The organism is Acidimicrobiia bacterium (assembly GCA_040880805.1).
GTDB lineage: Bacteria > Actinomycetota > Acidimicrobiia > IMCC26256 > DASPTH01 > DASPTH01.
Genome location: JBBDHW010000024.1, coordinates 51,625 through 71,754, shown reverse-complemented (window position 1 = coordinate 71,754; position 20,130 = coordinate 51,625). Strand labels below are relative to the sequence as shown.

General features: G+C 69.7%; 20 protein-coding genes. 7 read left to right on the top strand and 13 right to left on the bottom strand.

What is annotated here, in order from left to right; translation table 11 throughout:
• Nucleotides 1-32 precede the first annotated feature (32 nt).
• The 7 genes from WD271_05655 to WD271_05625 form a co-directional block, all read right to left on the bottom strand.
• On the bottom strand, nt 33-1,370 hold the full coding sequence (locus tag WD271_05655) for a transglycosylase family protein (protein MEX1007313.1): 1,338 nt from the start codon (nt 1,368-1,370) through the stop codon (nt 33-35).
• Nucleotides 1,371-1,584: 214 nt separating this feature from the next.
• Nucleotides 1,585-2,364: a TatD family hydrolase gene (locus tag WD271_05650; GenBank protein ID MEX1007312.1), complete on the bottom strand. Its 780-nt coding sequence runs from the start codon at nt 2,362-2,364 to the stop codon at nt 1,585-1,587.
• Complete coding sequence (gene metG / locus WD271_05645; protein MEX1007311.1) at nt 2,361-3,878, bottom strand: methionine--tRNA ligase; 1,518 nt, start codon at nt 3,876-3,878, stop codon at nt 2,361-2,363. The genes WD271_05650 and metG overlap by 4 nt, the downstream gene beginning before the upstream one ends.
• A 15-nt stretch (nt 3,879-3,893) precedes the next feature.
• On the bottom strand, nt 3,894-4,796 hold the full coding sequence (gene rsmI / locus WD271_05640; protein ID MEX1007310.1) for a 16S rRNA (cytidine(1402)-2'-O)-methyltransferase: 903 nt from the start codon (nt 4,794-4,796) through the stop codon (nt 3,894-3,896).
• Nucleotides 4,793-5,011 carry a DUF192 domain-containing protein gene (locus tag WD271_05635; protein ID MEX1007309.1) on the bottom strand — a complete coding sequence of 73 codons (219 nt, stop codon included), beginning with the start codon at nt 5,009-5,011 and terminating at the stop codon, nt 4,793-4,795. Before WD271_05635 ends, rsmI begins: the two co-directional genes overlap by 4 nt.
• A 112-nt stretch (nt 5,012-5,123) precedes the next feature.
• Complete coding sequence (gene ychF / locus WD271_05630; GenBank protein ID MEX1007308.1) at nt 5,124-6,188, bottom strand: redox-regulated ATPase YchF; 1,065 nt, start codon at nt 6,186-6,188, stop codon at nt 5,124-5,126.
• Nucleotides 6,189-6,414: 226 nt separating this feature from the next.
• The gene (locus tag WD271_05625) at nt 6,415-7,218 is read right to left on the bottom strand and encodes a thioesterase family protein (GenBank protein ID MEX1007307.1); all 804 of its coding nucleotides are present in this window, start codon (nt 7,216-7,218) and stop codon (nt 6,415-6,417) included.
• Nucleotides 7,219-7,242: 24 nt separating this feature from the next.
• On the opposite strand from WD271_05625, the gene WD271_05620 reads away from it, so the two are divergent.
• Nucleotides 7,243-8,436, top strand: a complete 1,194-nt coding sequence (locus WD271_05620) for a 2,3-bisphosphoglycerate-independent phosphoglycerate mutase (GenBank protein MEX1007306.1) — start codon at nt 7,243-7,245, stop codon at nt 8,434-8,436.
• A gap of 68 nt (nt 8,437-8,504) precedes the next feature.
• Here WD271_05620 and WD271_05615 read toward each other — a convergent pair whose 3' ends face one another.
• On the bottom strand, nt 8,505-9,887 hold the full coding sequence (locus tag WD271_05615; GenBank protein ID MEX1007305.1) for an FAD-binding oxidoreductase: 1,383 nt from the start codon (nt 9,885-9,887) through the stop codon (nt 8,505-8,507).
• 96 nt (nt 9,888-9,983) lie between these two features.
• Between WD271_05615 and WD271_05610 the strand changes: the two genes are divergently transcribed.
• The 4 genes from WD271_05610 to serC are packed head-to-tail and all read left to right on the top strand — an operon-like array spanning nt 9,984 to nt 13,894.
• Nucleotides 9,984-10,691, top strand: a complete 708-nt coding sequence (locus WD271_05610; GenBank protein MEX1007304.1) for a molybdopterin-dependent oxidoreductase — start codon at nt 9,984-9,986, stop codon at nt 10,689-10,691.
• Nucleotides 10,681-11,340, top strand: a complete 660-nt coding sequence (locus tag WD271_05605) for a cytochrome b/b6 domain-containing protein (GenBank protein MEX1007303.1) — start codon at nt 10,681-10,683, stop codon at nt 11,338-11,340. The genes WD271_05610 and WD271_05605 overlap by 11 nt, the downstream gene beginning before the upstream one ends.
• A complete protein-coding gene (locus tag WD271_05600) occupies nt 11,337-12,752 on the top strand; it encodes a M20/M25/M40 family metallo-hydrolase (GenBank protein MEX1007302.1) in 1,416 nt (471 codons plus the stop codon). Before WD271_05605 ends, WD271_05600 begins: the two co-directional genes overlap by 4 nt.
• Complete coding sequence (serC, locus tag WD271_05595) at nt 12,749-13,894, top strand: phosphoserine transaminase (GenBank protein MEX1007301.1); 1,146 nt, start codon at nt 12,749-12,751, stop codon at nt 13,892-13,894. Before WD271_05600 ends, serC begins: the two co-directional genes overlap by 4 nt.
• 55 nt (nt 13,895-13,949) lie before the next feature.
• On the opposite strand, the gene WD271_05590 is transcribed toward serC, so the two are convergent.
• Nucleotides 13,950-14,777 carry an LLM class flavin-dependent oxidoreductase gene (locus WD271_05590; GenBank protein ID MEX1007300.1) on the bottom strand — a complete coding sequence of 276 codons (828 nt, stop codon included), beginning with the start codon at nt 14,775-14,777 and terminating at the stop codon, nt 13,950-13,952.
• Nucleotides 14,778-14,816: 39 nt separating this feature from the next.
• On the opposite strand from WD271_05590, the gene WD271_05585 reads away from it, so the two are divergent.
• The gene (locus WD271_05585; protein MEX1007299.1) at nt 14,817-15,662 is read left to right on the top strand and encodes a fumarylacetoacetate hydrolase family protein; all 846 of its coding nucleotides are present in this window, start codon (nt 14,817-14,819) and stop codon (nt 15,660-15,662) included.
• Between the two features lie 17 nt (nt 15,663-15,679).
• Here the strand turns inward: WD271_05585 and WD271_05580 are convergent, their stop codons facing one another.
• Complete coding sequence (locus WD271_05580) at nt 15,680-15,847, bottom strand: hypothetical protein (GenBank protein MEX1007298.1); 168 nt, start codon at nt 15,845-15,847, stop codon at nt 15,680-15,682.
• Nucleotides 15,848-16,039: 192 nt separating this feature from the next.
• Nucleotides 16,040-17,134 carry a histidinol-phosphate transaminase gene (gene hisC, locus WD271_05575; GenBank protein ID MEX1007297.1) on the bottom strand — a complete coding sequence of 365 codons (1,095 nt, stop codon included), beginning with the start codon at nt 17,132-17,134 and terminating at the stop codon, nt 16,040-16,042.
• Nucleotides 17,135-17,230: 96 nt separating this feature from the next.
• Between hisC and WD271_05570 the strand changes: the two genes are divergently transcribed.
• Complete coding sequence (locus WD271_05570; protein MEX1007296.1) at nt 17,231-18,325, top strand: hypothetical protein; 1,095 nt, start codon at nt 17,231-17,233, stop codon at nt 18,323-18,325.
• Here the strand turns inward: WD271_05570 and cysC are convergent.
• Nucleotides 18,229-18,825, bottom strand: a complete 597-nt coding sequence (gene cysC / locus WD271_05565; GenBank protein ID MEX1007295.1) for an adenylyl-sulfate kinase — start codon at nt 18,823-18,825, stop codon at nt 18,229-18,231. The two genes, WD271_05570 and cysC, sit on opposite strands and share 97 nt — an antisense overlap.
• A complete protein-coding gene (locus WD271_05560; protein MEX1007294.1) occupies nt 18,822-20,078 on the bottom strand; it encodes a GTP-binding protein in 1,257 nt (418 codons plus the stop codon). The genes cysC and WD271_05560 overlap by 4 nt, the downstream gene beginning before the upstream one ends.
• Nucleotides 20,079-20,130 lie beyond the last annotated feature (52 nt).

The window sequence follows — 20,130 nt, the reverse complement described above, 5'->3', positions numbered from 1 at the left end:
GCTATCGGAGCCCGAACACCCTCACCCGCGAACTACCAGTGCAACGCGTTGCGTGCGCAGCCCCACGCGGACCAGCCGTGGGCGGCGTAGATCCGCTCCCCCACGGTGATCTGTTCCTCGCGGGTGGCCTGACCCGCGATCGGCGCGAACTCGCGCCCGCCGAACACGGCCCATGTGCTGCGCGCGATACCGAGCCCGCCGTCGTAGCCGCCCGGGGCACCGTCGATGGTGCTCCACCTCCCGCCCGACTCGCACGCGGCGAGCGCGTCCCAGTGCCAGTCGGCCTTGGTGCCGTAGCCGACGATCCGCGACACCGGCTCGCGCGACCGAACCTTGGAGAGAATGGTGGTGGCCACCGCGACACCGTTCTCGATCCGCTCGCGGTATGTGATCGTCGTCGTTCCGTTCACACCGGCGCGCAGTAGACTCGTCTCGCCGATGTTGATGTTCGGATCGGGCTGCTGTTCTTCGGTGAACGGGATCTTCTCGAACCGCTGCTTCGTGTCGTCGCCGACGCGCGTGACCGTGATCGTCTGCCCGTTGGCGAGCAGCGCGTCGTGCGCGGGCTGGATGTAGTCGTCACCGGACAGCACGACCTTGTACGAAGCGAGCAGTTCGTCGACGGTGCGCGACGCGGAGTCGAAGCGCAGCATCTGGCCGTCGACCGCAAGGACGCCGTTGTGACGCGTGCGGAGCACGACCTCCGACCCCACGTGCAGACGCCCCGGGATGTTCCGCACCGCGACCAGCTTGCCGACGTGCAGGGTGCGCATGAGACCCTGCGCGCTCCGCTCGGTGGTACTCACGGTGCGGACCACACCGTCGACGTCGACGGTGATCCGGAAGGACGCGGCGCGCACGGCCGGAGCACCGTTGCCGTTGACCACTTGTACTCCCACCGCGATGGTCGCGGCTACGAGCAGGACGAGCAGCAGCGAGCGCAGGCTCGCCAAGTTTCGGGCCACGCGACGGCGCTCGCGGGGCCGCGCCGGCGGGCCGAACCCGGCTGCGAGCTCCGGGATGGTGACGAGCGTGTGAGGATCGGGCACGGGCAGCCACGCCGCGGCGTCGTGCGGCTCGGCGCGCGCGGGAGACGGCGCCACCACCGCTTCGGCCGCCGCCGCGGCCTCGCGCACGACGGCTTCGGCGTCTTCGATGACAGCGGCACGGACTTCGGGTGACGGCGCGAGCAGCTCGTCCAACGATGGCAGCGCCCCGAGGTCGTCGGGGAGGGGCAGCCACGCGGCGGGGTCGTGAGGTTCGGCCCGGGCCGGCGATGGCGATACCAACGCGTCGAGCGAGAGGTCCTCGAGCGACGGCAAAGCCGACGGATCAGGGACCGGAAGCCACGAATCGGGGTCGTACGGCACGGCGCGCGCAGGTGACGGCCGGACGGAATGCGCGCCCAAGCGCGGCATCCGCGTGCGGCGGACCTGCTGACGATGTGGACGCGAACCGGGTGTCCGGCTCGCGTGGCGGCTGGCGTGCTCGGCGATCGGGTCCGCCCTCCCGGCGAGGCGTGGGGACACTGGGAACGTAGCCAACGGGTCTCGGCTCGGCCAACACCCTCCGCATCCGGGCAGGTCAGACGGGGTGCGCCGGCGCCCGAGGATGCCCGAACACCGCGGCCGCGGTCTCCCGGGTCGAGGCCGCGGTTTCGTCAGCCGAACGGCCCGTGGCGGCCGCGAGCGCGGCGCCGACGTCCGCCACCCACGCGGGTTCGTTCTCGCGTCCGCGGTGTGGGACCGGCGCGAGGTAGGGCGCATCGGTCTCGACGAGCATGCGGTCGAGCGGCGTGAGCGCGGCGGCGGCGCGCACGTCGTCCGCATTCTTGAACGACACGATCCCGCTGAACGAGAGGTACGCGCCGAGCGCCAGCGCACGGCGAGCCTCGTCGGGACCACCCGTGAAGCAGTGGAACACGGTGCGGTCGGGCACGCCCTCGTCGGCGAGCACGCGGAACGTGTCGTCCCACGCGTCGCGTGTGTGGATCACGAGCGCGAGTCCGAGCCGATGGGCCAGCGCGATCTGCGCCCGGAACGCGGCCTCCTGGTCTTCGGCCGGCGAGTGCCCGTAATAGAAGTCGAACCCGGTCTCACCGACCGCGACGACCGACCGCGTGCGCGCCAGTTCCTCGAGCTCGTCCCAAACGACTGCGAGCTTCGACGCAACGTGGGGGTGCAGGCCAACGGTGGCCACCACGTCGTCGTGGTGAGCGGCGACCTCGATCGAAGCCCGCGACGCCACGAGATCAGTGCCCACGCACACAACCGCTTCCACGCCTGCGGCCCGGGCGCGCTCGAGCGCGGCGTCGGCTCCGCCGCTGAGCGACGGAAGATGGCAGTGGCTGTCGACCCAGGTCACGTCTCGATGCGGGGAAACAGCGGCGCGCCCTTCTCCAGCGGGGACCCCGCGGGAAGGAGCCCCCACGCCGCCGCGTCGGGGAGCCGCTGGTCGGCGGGGTGGCCGGGCAGCCCGAGCCGCCGCCACAGCTCGGCCGACGCACGCGGGATCAACGGCGACGACAGCAGGGCCACCACGCGCAGCGCCTCGAGGCAGTCGCCGAGCACCGCAGCTGCCGTCGCGGAGTCACCCGCCTTGTTGAGTGCCCACGGTTGACGGTCCTCGATGTACGAGTTCGTGTCGCGGATGAGGTCCCACACCGCGCCGAAACCGTTGGAGTAGTCGAGCTTCTCCATACTCGAGGACAGGCGTGCAAACGCGCTCTCGGCCGACGGCATCAGCGGGCCGTCGTCGCGCGTACCGGGGACGACACCGTCGCAGTAGCTCATCGCCATGTTGAGCACGCGGCTGGCGAGGTTGCCGAAGTTGTTTGCGAGGTCGGCGTTGTAGCGCGTGACCGCGGCTTCGTAGCTGATGTCGCCGTCGGGACCAAAGTGCTGGTCGCGCAGGAAGTGATAACGGAACCCGTCGACACCGAACTCGGTAACGAGTTCCGCCGGCGCGATTTGGTTGGCGCGCGTCTTCGACATCTTCTCGCCACCGACGAGCAGCCACCCGTGCGCGAACACACACTTCGGTGGCGCGAGGTCGGCCGCCATCAACATCGCGGGCCAGTAGACCGCGTGGAACCGCAGGATGTCCTTGCCCACCAGGTGGTAGTCGACCGGCCAGTAGCGATTGAACCGCTCGGGATCGCTGCCGTACCCGATCGCGCTGCAATAGTTGAACAGCGCGTCGAACCACACGTAACACGTGTGGTTCGGATCCCACGGCAGCGGGATCCCCCACGACACCGACTTGCGGCTCATCGAGAAGTCGGTGAGGCCCTGACGGATGAAGCCCAGCACTTCGTTGCGCCGCGTCGCGGGCTGCACCGCCCCGGGATGCGCGTCGTAGTGATCGAGCAGTCGCTGCTCGTACTGGGACAGCTTGAAGAAGTAGTTCTCCTCGGTGACGCGCTCGACCGGCGTGCCGTGCACCGGGCACATGCCGTCGACCAACTCGTCCTCGGTGTAGTACGCCTCGCACGCGACGCAGTAGAGCCCTTCGTAGGTACCGAGCTCGATGGCGCCGGCGTCGTAGACCGCCTGGAGGAACTGCTGCACCGCGCGCTCGTGCCGCGGCTCGGTGGTGCGGATGAAGTCGGTGTTCGTGAGGTCGAGCAGTGGCGTGAGCTCACGGAACTGCGCGCTCGTGCGGTCGACCATCTCTTGGGGAGTGATGCCCTGCGCCTCGGCCGCCCGCTGGATCTTGGTGCCGTGCTCGTCGGTGCCGGTGAGAAACACGACATCGTCGCCCCACAGGCGCCGCCAGCGGGCCAGCGTGTCGGCCGCAACCGACGTGTACGCGTGACCGATGTGGGGCGCGTCGTTCGGGTAGTAGATCGGTGTTGTCACGTAGAACGGGCGCGGCATGGCAGCCAACTCTATCTATTGGCTCTCTTTCTCTTCCTTCTGCGACCGGTCCTTCTTCTTCTGGCGCAGACGGGTCGCGGTGTCGTAGCCGCGTCGCCGCGACACACCGAGGTCGCGCGCCACCCGCGCCGCGGCGTCGCGCGTCGACAGTCCCTCGGCGAGCGCGGCCTCCACATGGGCATCGACCTCGTCGTCGCTCGCGGCGGGCGGCTCCGGCGCGGGTGCGAGCACGATCACATGCTCCCCGCGGGCCTCGGTCGACGCTGCGTGCGCCACCGCCTCGGACAGCGCGCCGCGCCACACCTCCTCGTAGATCTTCGTGAGCTCACGGGCGACGGCCACCTCGCGGAACGGCCCGCACGCGGCCAGCAGGTCCGACAAGGTGCCCAGGACTCGGCCCGGAGCTTCGAACAGCACGGACGTTCGTCGCTCGCCCGCGAGCGCCGCGATGCGCTCGCGGCGCACGGGGCCGCGCCGGGGCAGGAAGCCCTCGAACACGAAACGGTCGGTGGGCAAGCCCGACAGCACGAGCGCCGTGAGCACCGCGCTCGGGCCCGGGACCACTTCCACCGCGAGTCCCGCGTCGAGGCACGCGCGCACGAGTCGCTCGCCGGGATCCGAGATTCCGGGCATGCCGGCGTCGGTCACGTACGCGACTCGCTGACCGGACATCACCGCGTCGACGACGACGAGCGCGCTCTCACGTTCGTTGTGCGCGTGCACTGCGCGCAGACGGCCGGCTGCCGGCACGCCCGCGTGGGTGAGCAACGCGCGTGCGCGTCGCGTGTCTTCGGCCGCGATCACATCCGCGGCGCGCAAGGCCTCGACCGCGCGCGGCGGGAGGTCGCCCAGGTTCCCGATCGGCGTGGCAACGAGGATCAGCGCGCCGCCCAATGGATCGTGCGGTGCGTCGGTCATCCGCGGAGCTCGACCCGGTCGCCGGCCCGGAGCTTCCACCTGTCGAATGCTCCCGCCGCCGCCTCGATCGCGAACGCGGCGCGAGGCACGACGGGCGAGAGTCGACGCGGAGGCAGCGTGCACGTGCGCAGCACGACCCCGGTCACCGCGCAGAAGGCGACATCGATCGGAAACCGCATGCCGAACGTGTGCACGTGTCGACACGGCCGCAGCACGAGGACACCTTCGACGGCGGCCGAGTAGGCCGCGACGGCGCGCGCGCGAGTCGCGCGTCACCTCGGCGGTTGCGAGCACGTCACCCTCACGCACGAGCCACATAGCAGGGGGTCACACGTTGAAGCGGATCTCGAGTACGTCGCCGTCCAGGACGATGTAGTCCTTCCCCTCGACGCGGAGCCGACCCTGCTCCTTGGCCTTCGCCCACGACCCGATCTCGAGCAGCTCGCGCCACTCGATCACCTCCGCGCGGATGAAGCCGCGTTGCAGATCGGAGTGGATCACCCCTGCGCATTCGGGTGCCTTGGAACCGGCGCGGAACGTCCACGCGCGCGTCTCCTTGTCGCCGGTGGTCAGGAAGGTGCGCCGGCCGAGCAGGTGATACGCCGCCCGCGCGACGCGCGGGAGGACACCGATGCCGAGCCCGAGCCCCTCGAGCATCTCGGCGCGCGAATCCGGGTCGAGTGCCCCAGCCTCGGCTTCGAGCTGCAGGCACACTGCGAGTACGTCGTCACCCCTCGACACGCTCGACGCGACTTCGTCAGCCCGGTCGAGCTGGTCCTCGCCGATGTTCACCACCACGAGCACCGGCTTGTCGGTGAGCAGGAACGCGGCGGCAAGGTGTTCCCGCTCGTCGCCCGTGAGATCCGACCGGTAGATCGGCACGCCGTCGCCGAGCACGGCCACGGCCCGCGCCAGTGCCGCGACCTCGCCCGCCAGCGTCTTGTCGCCCTTGGCCGCCCGCTGTTGCCGGGAGAGCCGGCCCTCAGCCGACGCGAGGTCGGCGAGCACGAGCTCGAGCTCGAGCGTGTCGAGCGCCGCCGCCGGATCGGTGTCGCCGGGGACGGCGTCGTCCTCGAAGGCCCGCAGCACGAACAGGATGGCGTCGCAGTCGCGCAGCGAGCCGAGGAAGGAGTTTCCGAGCCCCTCCCCGCCGCTCGATCCCTTCACGAGCGCGGCGATGTCGAGGATCTCGAAGCTCGTGTACACGAGCTTCTTCGAGTGCGACATCTCGCCCAGCAGATCGACCCGCTCGTCGGACACGTGCGCGATCCCCACGGTGGTCTCGGTGGTCGAGAAGGGGTGCGCGGCAACCACCGACGATGCACCCGTGAGCGCGTTGAAGAGGCTCGACTTGCCGCTGTTGGGGAGGCCGACGAGCCCGAGACGTTCCAAGGGGGTCGAGCCTACGCGGCGACCCCCGATCCGAATCGATCCGCTACCCTGCATCGGCCGACACCGGGGAGTCACTCGCACATGAGCAAGAAGACCACCAAGCGCAAGCTGCGCTCACGGCGCAACAAGGCCAACCACGGCAAACGGCCCAACTCCGGCCGTCGCTAGCCGGGAGCAAGCGGCCGCGAATCGGGGTATCCCCGATTCGAAAGCGAGCGACCCAGAGTCAGGCGCCCCTCAGTTCCTCGAGGATCACGGCCTGCACGCCACGCCCGATTCGGCCACGCTGGTCGTGCAGCACGGTCTCGGCAACGCCGATCCCGGTCGGCTCGGCGAACATCACGCCGTCGAGCGCCACCCACTCGCCTACCGGGAGCCGGTGCAGCGTGATGGTGACGTCGGCGTTGATGAACGAGAGCCGGCTGCGGTCGATGCCCGATCCCACGCCATTCCCGAAGTCCGCCACCGCGGCCACCCGCTGCAGCGGCGACGGCTCCTCGCCCGCCACCACGGGTACACGCAGGCGGAACCACACGGCTGCCGGCCCGGGCACGAAGAGCTCGCCGACGATCGGGCTCATCTCGACCGCGTTCCAGTACCCGAGCTGCCCGCTCTCCATCCGCGGGAACGCCGACGGTCCGCTCGGAGGCGCGAGCACCGCCACGTCGGGCGCCTGCCAGCTCGTGTCGAGCTCGTCGTCCAACGTGCGCAACCTGAGCGCGGTCGCGCGCGCAACCTCGATGTCGCCGTCGTAGAGCGAGGCTTCGACGATCTGCAGCTTCTTGCCCGGACGCACGACGCGCGTCGCGATGCGCAACGGCGCAAGTGGCACCGGACGCATGAGGTCGACCGTGAGGCGGACGGTGAACGCCGGCGGACCCGCGTCGACGCGTTCGAGCACGCCCGCGAGCAGCGCCGACGGCGCACCGCCGTGCTGTGCGTGCGGCGACCAGGGACCGCGCGCGAGCTCGGTCGGGACGGCGACGTCGCCGTCGAGATGGAAGATCGACTCGGGCAGAGTGTCGGGCACGGCGTGGAAAGTAGCGTGGAGCGAATGGACCCGTCCGATCTGATCCAGCCCGCCGACACCAAGATCCTGCTCATCGTGATGGACGGCCTCGGCGGCTACGCCGACGCGGAGCACGGCACCGAGCTCGAGGAGGCCGTCACCCCCAACCTCGACCGGCTCGCGGCCGAGGGGATCACCGGGCTCTGCGAGCCCGTCGGCCCCGGGATCACGCCCGGCTCGGGGCCCGGCCACCTCGGCCTCTTCGGCTACGACCCGGAGCAGTTCGAGCTCGGGCGCGGCGCGCTCTCGGCCGCCGGTCTCGACTTCGAGCTCGAGGCGGGCGACGTCGCGGCGCGCGGCAATCTCGCCACGCTCGGGCCCGGCGGCGTCGTCACCGACCGGCGCGCCGGGCGCATCCCCGACGCGGAAGCGCAGGCCGTCGTCGCTCGGCTGCAGGCCGCGGTGCACCTCCCGGGAGTCGAGGTGTTCTTCCGGCACGAGCGCGAGCACCGGCTGCTGGTCGTGCTGCGCGGCGACGGGCTCGACGCGCGCCTGGGCGACACCGACCCGCAGCAGACCGGCGTGCCGCCGCTCGCGCCGTCGTCGCTCGCGCCCGAAGCGAAACGCACCGCCGATCTGGTCGTCGAGCTCGACGCGCAAATCCGCGACACACTCGCGAGCGACGCCAGCGCCAACGTCGTGCTGCTGCGCGGCTTCGACACGCACCGGGAGCTCCCGAGCTTCGAGGAGCGCTACGGACTCCACGCGGCCGCGGTCGCCGTATACCCGATGTACCGCGGGATCGCGCACCTGCTCGGCATGGACGTGCTCGGTCGGCCCGCGGATCTCGCTGCGCAGCTCGGGCTGCTGCTCGACGCGTGGAGCAGCTACGACTACTTCTTCCTGCACTATAAGTACACCGACTCCGCCGGTGAAGACGGCGACCGCGCGCGCAAGATCGCCGCGATCGAGACGTTCGACGCGGTCGTACCCGAGCTGCGCGCGCTCGGCCCCGATGTGATCGTCGTCAGCGGCGACCACTCCACGCCGTCGCAGATGGCCGCGCACTCGTGGCACCCGGTACCCACACTGCTGTGGAGCGAGCGCTGCGGTCGCGACGACACCGACCGCTTCGGCGAGCGCTGGTGCCGTCACGGCATGCTCGGCATCCGCCCCACCAAAGACCTGATGGCCTTGATGCTCGCCAACGCGGGCCGCCTCGCCAAGTACGGCGCCTAATCCACCACCGAACCTGCGTCGTTCGAGGTCGTAGAGCGCCCACAGACGACGCAAGTTCGCACTGAGGGCTACGCGGGTTTGATGTTCTGGTTGTGGCGGAACAGGTTGTCGGGGTCCCACTGCTTCTTGAGGGCTTGGAGGCGCGGATACGTCTCGGGTCCGAACCCCGACTCGACCCGCTCCTGACCTTCGTCGCCGATGAAGTTGAGGTACACGCGCCCCGACGCCCACGGCTTCATCGCTCCGGAGATCGCGCGCGTGTACTCGATGTTCTTGGTGTCGTCGGCGGGCTGCTCCCACATCGACAGGTAGTGGATGTTCCACTCCGCGTGACGCTGGCCGAACGCCATGGCGTCCTCCGGCACGCGCGAGATCGCGCCGCCGCCGGGTATGAGCAACATCTGACTGTGCGGTGACACCGGATTCGTCGCGTGCTCGACGAGCACGTCGATTGCCTTGTCGGGGAGCGTGTCGTAGAAGTCGGCCGTCCAGTAGTTCCGCAAACCCTTCGGGAACCCGGCCTCGACGAGCTGCTGCACGGCGACGTAGGGCATGGGCTCCACGAGGTCGATCGCCGGCGGGCCCCACTCGCGCAACGGTGCGAACACGCGCGCGCCTTCGTCGACGTCGCCCGCGTACGACACCACGATTCCGATGACGGGATGGCCTTGCACTTCTGGCGGGACGAAGGGCGCGGGCGGCGCGGTGATGAAGGCCACGCCGCCTCCGACTTCGTCGGGTGCCGCGAGCATGAAAGCGCGATAGAAGCGGAGCAGGTCGTTTCCGACCGCCGCGGGGTAGATCAACATGCCCCCAAGGATCAGGGGCGGCAGCGGGTGAAGCTGGAAGTGGAACGCGGTGACAACGCCGAAGTTGCCGCCCCCACCGCGCAGGCCCCAGAACAGCTCGGCGTTCTCGGTTTCCGACGCCCGCACTTTGCGGCCGTCGGCGGTGACGAGCTCCACCTCGATCAGGTTGTCGCACGCGAACCCGAACTTGCGCTCGATCCAGCCACTCCCACTGCCGAGCGCGAGACCGGCGATACCGGTGGTGGTCGCCCGCCCTCCGGTGACCACGAGCCCGTGCTCCGCGGTCGCAGCGTCGAACTCGCCCCAGGTGAGGCCGCCCTCGGCCCGCACCGTCTGCGCCTTCGGGTCCACGCTGATGCCCTTCATCCCGCGCAAGTCCACGCAGATCCCACCGTCGACCATCGCGGAACCCGTCACGCCGTGACCACCGCCGAACACCGACAGCGCGATGCCCTGGGTGCGCGCCAGATTCACGGCTGCAACCACGTCGTCATCCGACGAGCAGCGGGCAATCAGCGCCGGTGATCGGTCGATCATCCCGTTGAACAGAGCGCGGGCGTCGTCGTAGCCCGCATCACCGGGGTAGAAGAGCTCGCCCTGGAAACCCGGGAGCTCGTAGGTCGCAGTACCGGTCGTCGCCATGGTCCTCCACTCTGGTGGGGGCGCTTCCGGCGTATCTTCGCAGGCTTTCCTGCCGCGTATCATCTCGGAGCCACTCTGCTCCGTATCCTCAGTGTGATGAGTGAGACAGGCGGCACCCCAGTCGGGCGGCGGGTGTTCGTCGGCCTGGTGGGCCTCGGTGCCGTGGGGGTGCTGCTCGGAGCTCGAGCGCAGGACTGGCTCGAACGGGCGGTGGGCCCCCTGATCGCCAAGGACGGCACCGGCCTCGCCTCGCTCCTCCCCATCGGGCGGTTCCGTATCTACACGGTGACGGGCGACCTGCCCTCCCGCTCGCGAGACCGGTACCGGCTCCGGGTGAAGGGCCTCGTCGACGAGGAGATCACCCTCTCCTACGCCGATATCACCGCCATGGAACCCACGGCGTTCACCCGCGACTTCCAGTGCGTCACCGGCTGGCGCGTGCACGACGTCGCCTGGAAGGGCGTGCGGCTCGGCGACGTGCTCGACCGCGCGGGTGTGCAACCCGAGGCCCGCGCCGTGCACTTCACGTCGTTCGACGGCGCCTACTCCGAGAGCCTCACGATGGAACAGGCACGCCGCCGCGACGTGCTCGTCGCGTACGAGCTCGAAGGATCACCACTCTCCGACGAGCACGGCGGCCCCGTTCGCCTCTACGTCGCGCCGATGTACGGCTACAAGTCCTTGAAGTGGCTCGACACCATCGTGCTCACGAAACACGTCCAAGAGGGCTACTGGGAGACGCGCGGCTACGCCGTCGACGCCTGGGTCGGCAAGTCCAACGGGCGCGACGACGATGCCACCTGACGCCAATCCCGACATCGAGATCGCGGGCATCGTGGTCGAGCGACCGCCGCCCACCACACTCCTGCGCTTCGATCGCGTCGAGCGCACGCTCCACTGGGTGAACGCAGCGCTGTTCGGCATCCTCATGCTCACCGGTGCGGCGCTCTACGCCGGGCCGATCTCCACGTTGGTGGGACACCGCGAGTTCGTCCGCAACGTGCACGTGTACTCGGGGCTGTTCCTCCCGATCCCGGTCCTCATGGCGATCGCCGGACGGCGCGGCGCGCGCCTGCGCACCGACCTCGGCCGTCTGAACCGATGGAGTCGCGACGACGCACGATGGTTGCGTCGCAAGCGGCGACACGATGTGCGGCTCGGCAAGTTCAACCCCGGGCAGAAGCTCAACACCGCGTTCGTCGTCGGCGCCGGGGTCGTGATGTTGGGCACCGGTTCGATCATGCACTGGTTCGACGCGTTCCCGCTCGACTGGCGCACGGGCGCGACGTTCGCGCACGACTGGTTCGCGCTCGGCATCTGGGTCGCGGTGCTCGGCCACATCTTCTTCGCGCTCCGCGACCAGGACTCGCTCGAAGCCATGCTCGGCGGCGAGATCTCCGCCAAGTGGGCGCGCAAGAAGGCACCGCTCTGGTACGAGGAGCTCACCCGATGATCCCCGACGCCGACGCCGACGTCGACGTCGAGCGCGCGCGCCGCGAGCTCGACCACCTCGTACGAATCCCGAGCATCAGCGCCGATCCCGCGCACGCGGCTGACGTGCGCGCGAGCGCCGACGCGGTCGAGGTGCTCATGGAGGAATCGGGGCTCGAGTCCGTGCGCCAGATCGTGGTCGACGGTGGGCATCCGTACGTCGTCGGCGAGTGGACCAACCAACCCGGCGCCCCGACCGTGCTGTTGTACGCGCACCACGACGTCCAGCCTCCGGGCTACGTCGACCGCTGGACCGGCGATCCGTTCGAGCCCCGCGAGATCGACGGCCGCCTGTTCGGGCGTGGCACCGCCGACGACAAGGCAGGCGTGGTCGCGCACCTCGCCGTGGTGCGCGGCTGGCTCGGCGCGACCGGCGCGCTGCCGTGCAACGTGAAGGTGCTCGCCGAGGGTGAGGAGGAGATCGGCTCACCCGGCCTCGGCCGGTTCCTCGCCGACCACGTCGCCGAGCTGCAGTCCGACGTGCTGCTGCTCGCCGACGCGGGCAACTGGAAGGTGGGTGTCCCGGGGCTCACCTACTCGTTGCGGGGCCTGGCCGGGGTCGACGTGCGGGTGCGCGCGCTCGACGGTCCGGTGCACAGCGGCATGGCCGGCGGGCTCGTCCCCGACCCGATCCTCGCGCTCGCGCGCATGCTCGCGACGCTCGCCGACGAGCGCGGCGATCCCGCGTTCGACGGCTGCTGGGACGACTACGAGCCACCGAGCCGCGCCGAACGCGCGCGCCTCGACGCCCTCCCCCACAACATCGACCGGCTGCGCGCCGACTGGGGCGTGCGCGACAGCGTCGAGCTCGCGGGCGATCCCGACACGCATGTGTTCGAACGCCTGTGGCTGCGCCCGGCGATCACCGTCATCGGGATCGACGGCCACCCGATCGCGGGGTCGTCGAACCAGATCACAGCGGTTGCCGCGGCCCGCATCAGCGTGCGCGTCGGGCGCGGCCAAGACCCGAACCGGCTCAACGACGCGCTGCGCGCGCACCTCGAGCGACGCGTTCCCCTCGGGCTCGAGCTCTCGGTCACCCCGATCGAAGCCGTTCCCGCGTGGCACTGCGATCCCACCGGTTGGGCGTTCGACGCGGCGACGCGCGCGCTGCGCGCCGGCTTCGGTGTCGACCCGGTGTGCATGGGTGTCGGCGGAACCATCCCGTTCGTCGGCCCGTTCGCCGACGCGTTCGGCGGCATCCCCGCGCTGCTGCTCGGCCCGGCCGACCCGTCGAGTCGCATCCACGGCGAGGACGAGAGCCTCCACCTCGGCGACTGGCACTCTCTCATCCGCAGCGAGATACACCTCCTCGCCGAGCTCGCGGCAAACAACACGGGGCAGCAGAGGGCAGGCCCTAACCTCGCGCGGTGACCGTGCGCATCCCGCCCGAGCTGCTTCCCGGCGACGGCCGGTTCGGATCCGGGCCGTCGAAGGTGCGCACCGAAGCCGTACGCGCGCTCGCCGACGCCGGCGCCGGCTACCTCGGCACCAGCCACCGCCGTGAGGGCGTGCGCGCGGTCGTGCGCGCGGCGCGCGAAGGGCTCACCGAGCTCTTCGCGCTTCCGAACGGCTACGAGGTGCTGCTCGGAACCGGTGGCAGCACGCTGTTCTGGGACGCGGCCGCGTTCGGTCTGGTCGTGCACCGCGCCGAGCATCTGGTGTTCGGCGAGTTCTCGTCGAAGTTCGCGGCCGTCACCGCCGGCGCGCCGTTCCTCGACGACCCGTTCGTGATCGAGTCGGAGCCGGGCACGCATCCCGATCTGGTGGTCGACGGCTCGGTCGACGTGTACGCGTTCCCGCACAACGAGACGTCCACCGGCGTCATGATGGATGTACGCCGCCCGGCCAAGGCCGAGGGGCTCATGCTCGTCGACGGCGCTTCAAGCGCCGCCGGGCTGCGCGTCGACCCCACGCAGTTCGACGCGTACTACTTCGCGCCGCAGAAGGCCTTCGCCGCCGACGCAGGGATCTGGGTCGCGCTCTGCTCTCCGGCCGCGATCGAGCGCATCGAGCGCGTCGCGGCCACGGGGCGTTGGGTGCCGCCGTCGCTCAGTCTCCCGATCGCGCTCGAGAACTCGCGCCTCGACCAGACCTACAACACGCCGCCGCTCGCTTCGATCTTCCTGCTCGCCGACTCGGTGCGCTGGATGCTCGACAACGGCGGCCTCGAGTGGACAACGTCGCGCTGTGACCAGTCTGCCGAGATCGTGTACGGCTGGGCCGAGGCGAGCGCGCACGCCACCCCTTACGTGGCGAAGCCGTCGGAGCGAAGCCGCACGATCGCGTGCATCGACTTCGTCGACACCGTCGACGCCGCGGCCGTGGCCGTCGCACTGCGCGACAACAGCATCCTCGACACCGAGTCCTACCGAAAGCTCGGACGCAACCAGCTGCGCATCGCGCTGTTCCCGGCGATCGAACCCGACGACGTCGCCGCGCTCACGCGCTGCATCGACTTCGTGATCGACGCGCTCTCACCCCCAAACCCGAACTTGCGTCGTTCAAGGCTGTAGAGCGACCCTGAACGACGCCGGTTTGCAGGTGAGGCGCGTCAACTGGTGAGGCGCGTCAACTGGTGAAGTCGGGCATCGCCACACGCACGAACTCCTCGACGCGCGTACGGCCTTCGCCCGGCCAGCCCACCACGAGGTAACCGAAGCCCCCGTCGCGGAACGCGCCGGCGGCCTTCCGTACGTCGTCCCAGTCGCCTTCGATCGACAGAGACCCCGCGTGCATGATCGACGCCGGATCGCGTCCCGCAAGCTCTGCTCGCTCGCTGAGCAACTGCGCCTTGTCGGCCAGCCACTCCGCCGGTCCGAACGAGTGCCACACGTCGGCGTGCCGAGCCGCGATGCCGATCATGCGCGGCTGCGTCGCGCCCACCCAGATCGGCGGGTGCGGTTGCTGCACGCCGTGTGGGTACAGCGTCGCGTCTTCGATCGTGTAGAACGCGCCTTCGAACGAGTAGTTCTCTTGGGTGAGGAGCCCGCGCAGCACGGTCAGCGCCTCGTCGAACATCGCGACGCGCTCGCCCGTCGGCGGGAACGGCAGCGCCAACGCCTTGTGCTCCTGCTCGAACCATGCCGCGCCCAGCGTGAGCTCGAGCCTGCCGTTCGACGCGTGGTCGATGGTGAGGGCCTGCGCCGCGAACAATCCGATCGGTCGGTATGTGAAACCGGCCACCAGCAAGCCGAGGCGCACCCTCTCGGTCACACCCGACAGCGCGGCAAGCGTGCTCATGCCCTCGAAGCACTCACCCACGCCCTCGCCGTACATCGGCTTGAAGTGATCGAAACCCCACACGCCGTCGAAGCCGAGGCCCTCGGCGAACTGCGCCCGTGACACCACCTCGGCGAACGGCATCCGCTGTTGCGCGACATCGAGTCCCATCCGCATCGCCCGAACACTAACCAAGTGGTGTGCCAACATGCCCGGATGCGACTGGCGACGATCCGGACGGGCGACGGGACGCACGCCGCTCGTGTCGACGGGAACACGCTGGTCGAACTCGAGTACCCCGACGTCGGCGCTCTCTTACGGTCGGGTCACGATCCGCTCGAGCGCGCCGAGCGCGGCGAGCACGTCACGGGCGCGGAGCATCCGCTCGCCGGTGCCGACTTCGCGCCGGTCGTGCTCGATCCCGGAAAGATCGTGTGCGTGGGCGTGAACTACGCCGACCACATCGCGGAGATGGGACGCGAGGCGCCGGAGTTCCCGACGCTCTTTGCCAAGTTCACCGATGCGCTGATCGGCGCTCGCGACGCGATCGTCCTGCCGGGTGTGTCCGACATGGTCGACTGGGAAGTCGAGCTCGCGGTCGTGATCGGCCGCACGGTGCGCCACGCGTCACCCGACGAAGCCGCAGCCGCGATCGCCGGCTTCACGGTGGCCAACGACATCTCCATGCGCGACTTCCAGAACCGCACCCTCCAGTGGCTCCAGGGCAAGACCTTCGAGCACGCCACGCCGGTCGGCCCGTGGATGGTCACGCCCGACGAGGTAGGCGGCACCGCGCCCGACCTCGAGCTCACCTGCGAGGTCGACGGCGTCGTCCGTCAACGGAGCCGAACCTCACAACTCGTGTTCGGCCCTGCCGCGGTCGTCGCCTACCTGAGCAACGTCGTGTCGCTCAGGCCCGGCGACCTCGTGCTCACCGGCACACCCGGCGGAGTGGGCAACGCGATGGACCCACCCGTGTACCTGCACGCCGGCGAGGTGGTGCGCACCGCGATCGAGGGCATTGGGGAGCTCGTCAACTCCTGCGTCCCCGAGATGCCCTGACCGCGGTTCGGAAGGCGTCAGCAGAACCCGGGCGGCGCCGACGTGCCGCACGTGTTGTGGAAGAACGTGACGTGGTGGCCGGTCCCGTCCCACAGCAGGTCGACGGGGAAGTTGCCGGTGGCCGCGTTGTTGTCGATCTGCAGGTAGGTCGGGTCCGCGCCGCCGAAGGTCGCCCCGGAGATCACGACGATCCCGCCGTTCAGGAATGACGCGTCGTTCGGAACATTGTTGTTCGCGGTGTTCGCCGTGAGCCTCGAGTTCCTCGAACCCGTTTCATGCCTGCCACCTCGTGTGTCGATTGAGCACCGAACGGAGGGCACGCCACTGCCCGTTGCGCCGGTGCCCCCAGGGTGCCGAGACAATTTCCACACGCAATATCAGACAACACCCTCCGCAATGGCCCCTTCGAGCACCTTCACCACACGGTCGTCCTCGGCTGGCGTTCCCACGGTGATGCGCACGCCCACCCCGGCGAACACGCGCAACACCACGCCCCGCCGTTCCGAGAACTCGCCGAGCGCGGCGGCCTGTTCGGGAACGTCCAACCACAGGAAGTTCGCTTCCGACGGCGACGCCGTCAACCCCAGGTGCGCCAGCGTGCGCGCGAGCCGCGCTCGCTCCGCGATCACGCCGTCGACGCGCTCGCGCATCTCGTCGTGCGCGCCGAGCGACGCGAGCGCGGCAACCTGTGCGAGCCCGTTCACCCGGAACGGCATCGCGACCTTCCGCAGCACGCCGATCACATCGGGATGCGCGATGGCGTAGCCCACGCGCAGCGCCGCCAGCCCGTATGCCTTCGAGAACGTGCGCAGCACGGCGACGTTGTCGTGCGCCGCGAGCATGTCGAGACCGTCGGGAAAGTCGGCAGCCGTCACGAACTCCCGATATGCCTCGTCGAGCACGACGAAGCAGTCCGACGGAACGCGCTCGAGAAAGCGCGTCATCGCTGCACGATCCACAGCCGTACCGGTGGGGTTGTTCGGGTTACACACGAACACGAGCCGTGTGCGCTCGCTGAGCGCATCGGTCATTGCGTCGAGGTCGTGGGTCTGGTCGCGCAACGGGACGCGCACGGCAACGGCGCCCACCTGCTGCGCCAGGATCGGGTACATCTCGAACGACGGCCACGCGAACACCACTTCGTCGCCCGCATCGATCGTGGCCGCGAACGCGAGCCGGCACAGGTCGACCGAGCCCGCGCCGATGAGCACCTGCGACGGGTCCACCTCGTAGCGCGCCGCGAGCGCGTCGGTGAGCGCCGCGTTGCGGTCGTCGGGATACCGGTTGACGCCCGCGATCGCGTCGGCAACCGCGGCACGCGCCGCCGGCAGCGGGCCGAAGGGCGCCTCGTTCGACGCCAGCTTCACCACGTCGGTGATCCCGTGCTCGGCCGCCACGGCTTCGACGGAGCGGCCAGGTACGTAGGCGGGGATCTGATCGAGAACAGCGCGGGTCCGGATCACGAGCGTCATGCTCTCAAGAACGCCGCGCGCGCGTCGACACGGGCACCGGTTCCGGAGATCGCGGCGTAGGCTCCGCTGAACAAGAACCAGGAAGGCGGCGCAACGGTGGGAACCGGTGCCGTTTCGAGCGATTGGGGCGGGGAGGCCCGGGCGGATCTGCCGGTCGCGACGCGGCCCGGCGAGGTCGCGGGGCGCAGCCAAGCGGTCGTCGGCTCGCGAGCCGCCGGGCTGCTGGTTGTGGTGGTCGCGGTCGGCATCTTCCTCGGCTACATGGTTCGGAACGTCCCGATCGTGGCACCGAGGCTTCCCCGATCGGAGGCCGTGCGCTACTGGCCGGCTGCGGCGATCGGGGCGCTGATCGTCACCGGTGTCGTCGCCGTCGTGAGCGGTGCTGTCCTGCGCCGCCGACGCGCGCCGCTCGTCGCTTCCGACCACGCGGCGCCGCGCGCAGGATTCCACCTGCCACGAGCGCTGGTTTGGCAGCGGGTTCCCCGTCGAGTGGTCCTCATCACCGTCGGGGTCTCGTTCTTGCTGGGCGCGGGAGCCCTGCTGAGCGACTACCCGCTGTGGATCGTCGGCCTCGGGGCTCTCCTGCCCTGGCTCCCGCTGCTCGTGTTCGAAGCGGCCTGGAAACACGAGCACTACGGCGCGTTCGCCGTTTTCCTCGCCGTCGTGTTCTTCCAGACGCTCCACATGGGAGAACACACGGTCCAGGTCTTGCAACTGCTGGCGACGGACGGGAACCTCGCCCGATCACACGGGGTTTTCGGGCAGCTCGACTTCGAGCTGGTTCATTTCGTGGCTGACACCATGGTGTGGCTCAGCCTCGGAGTGTTCCTGGTCGTCTTCCGGGGTGCGAACCGATGGCTGTGGATAGCGTTCGCGGCCGCCGGCCTGCATGAGGTCGAGCACCTGTATCTCTTCTGGATCTACCACGCGCACCAAGCGGTCTACGCGTCGGGTGGTTTCGCGGGGATCATGGGGTCGGGCGGGATCATCGGCTCACCCCTGGGGCGGCCCTACCTCCACTTCGCCTACAACGTGATCGTGATCGTGCCGATGGTCATCGCCCTCTGGGACCAAGCTCGGGGCCTCGACGACCTTCAGGTGTCCAGGCGCGCGATCACCAGGGCCGCCGCGGCATCGGGAGGCACCACGTCGGCCGCGATCACGACATCGGGCGCCGCCGGTGGCTCGTAGGGGTCGTCGATCCCCGTGAAGCCGGTGAGCTCGCCGGCCCGCGCCTTGGCGTAGAGGCCCTTCGGGTCTCGCGCCTCGCACACGTCGAGCGGCGCGTCCACGAACACCTCGAGGAACACGAGGCCGGCCGCCTCGTGCAACGCGCGGGCGTGCTCACGACCGGCACGGTATGGGCTGATCAGTGGCACCAGGCCCACCACACCCGCGTCGGCGAACAGCCGGGCCACCTCCGCCACCCGACGGACGTTCTCGGTGCGGTCGTCGGCCGAGAACCCGAGGTCAGCGTTGAGGCCGTGGCGCAGGTTGTCGCCGTCGAGCGTGTAGGTGAGCACGCCTCGCCGGGTGAGGTCCACGGCGACGGCCGACGCGATCGTCGACTTCCCCGAACCCGACAATCCGGTGAACCACACGGTCGCGCCGCGCACACCACGCGTACGCCAACGGTCGGCGCGTGACACTCCGCTGTCGTGCCAGACGACGTCGGGGCTCGACGAGCTCATGCGGCCGTGCCGCCGAGGACCATCCCCGCGCCCACGGTCTCGAACGTGGCTTCGTCGATCAGGATGAAGCTCCCGGTGGCCCGGTTGCGCCGGTACTCGTCGACGAAGAGCGGCACGGCGGTGCGGAGCGTGATGCGCCCGACGTCGTTGAGCGCGAGCGCGCCCGCGCTCTCGTCGCGGTGCAACGTGTTCACGTCGAGCCGGTACTTGAGCTTCTGCACGCGCGCGCGCGCGGTGCGAGTGGTGTGTTTCACCGCGTAGGTCGCGCCTTCGCGGAGCGGCTGCTCGTGGAACCAGCACAGCATCGCGTCGACGTCTTGGGTGACGATGGGCATGTTGTGCGGGCGGCAGATCATGTCGCCGCGGCTCACGTCGACGTCGTCGGCGAGGCGCACGCTCACCGACATCGGCGGGGCGGCCTGCTCGATCGGCCCGCCGAACTCGTCGATGCCCGCGATGGTCGTGGTGAACCCGCTCGGGAGCACGACGACCTCGTCGCCGGGCCTGAGCATGCCGCTCGCCACCTGGCCCGCGTAGCCCCGGTAGTCGTGATACTCGTGGCTCATCGGGCGGATCACGTATTGCACCGGGAAGCGGACGTCGATCAGGTTGCGGTCGGATCCGATGTAGAGGTGCTCGAGGTGGTGCAGCAGCGTCGGGCCCTCGTACCAGGGCGTGTTCGGCGAGTGCTGCGTGACGTTGTCGCCGTGCAGCGCCGAGATCGGAATGAACGTGAGGTCGTCGATCTCGAGCTTCCCGGCGAACTCCGTGAAGTCGTCGCAGATCTCGTCGAAGCGCTCCTGCGCGTAGTCGACGAGGTCCATCTTGTTGACGCACAGCACGAGGTGCTTCACCTGCAGCAGCGACGCGATCACCGCGTGGCGCCGCGACTGCTCGAGCACGCCCTTCCGCGCGTCGATGAGCACGAGCGCGAGATCGGCGGTGGACGCGCCCGTGACCATGTTGCGCGTGTACTGCACGTGGCCCGGAGTGTCGGCGATGATGAACTTGCGGCGCGGTGTCGCGAAGTAGCGGTAAGCGACGTCGATGGTGATGCCCTGCTCGCGTTCGGCGCGCAGGCCGTCGGTGAGCAACGCGAGATTCGTGTAGTCGAAGCCCTTGTCGCGGCTCGTGCGCTCGACCGCTTCGAGCTGGTCCTCGAAGATCTGCTTGGTCTCGAGCAGCAGACGGCCGATGAGCGTGCTCTTGCCGTCGTCGACGGAGCCTGCCGTGGCAAAGCGCAGCATCTCCATTATTTCCGCTCTCGGTGCTTCGCACCGGGCCGCTCGGGCCACGGCGCCGCGC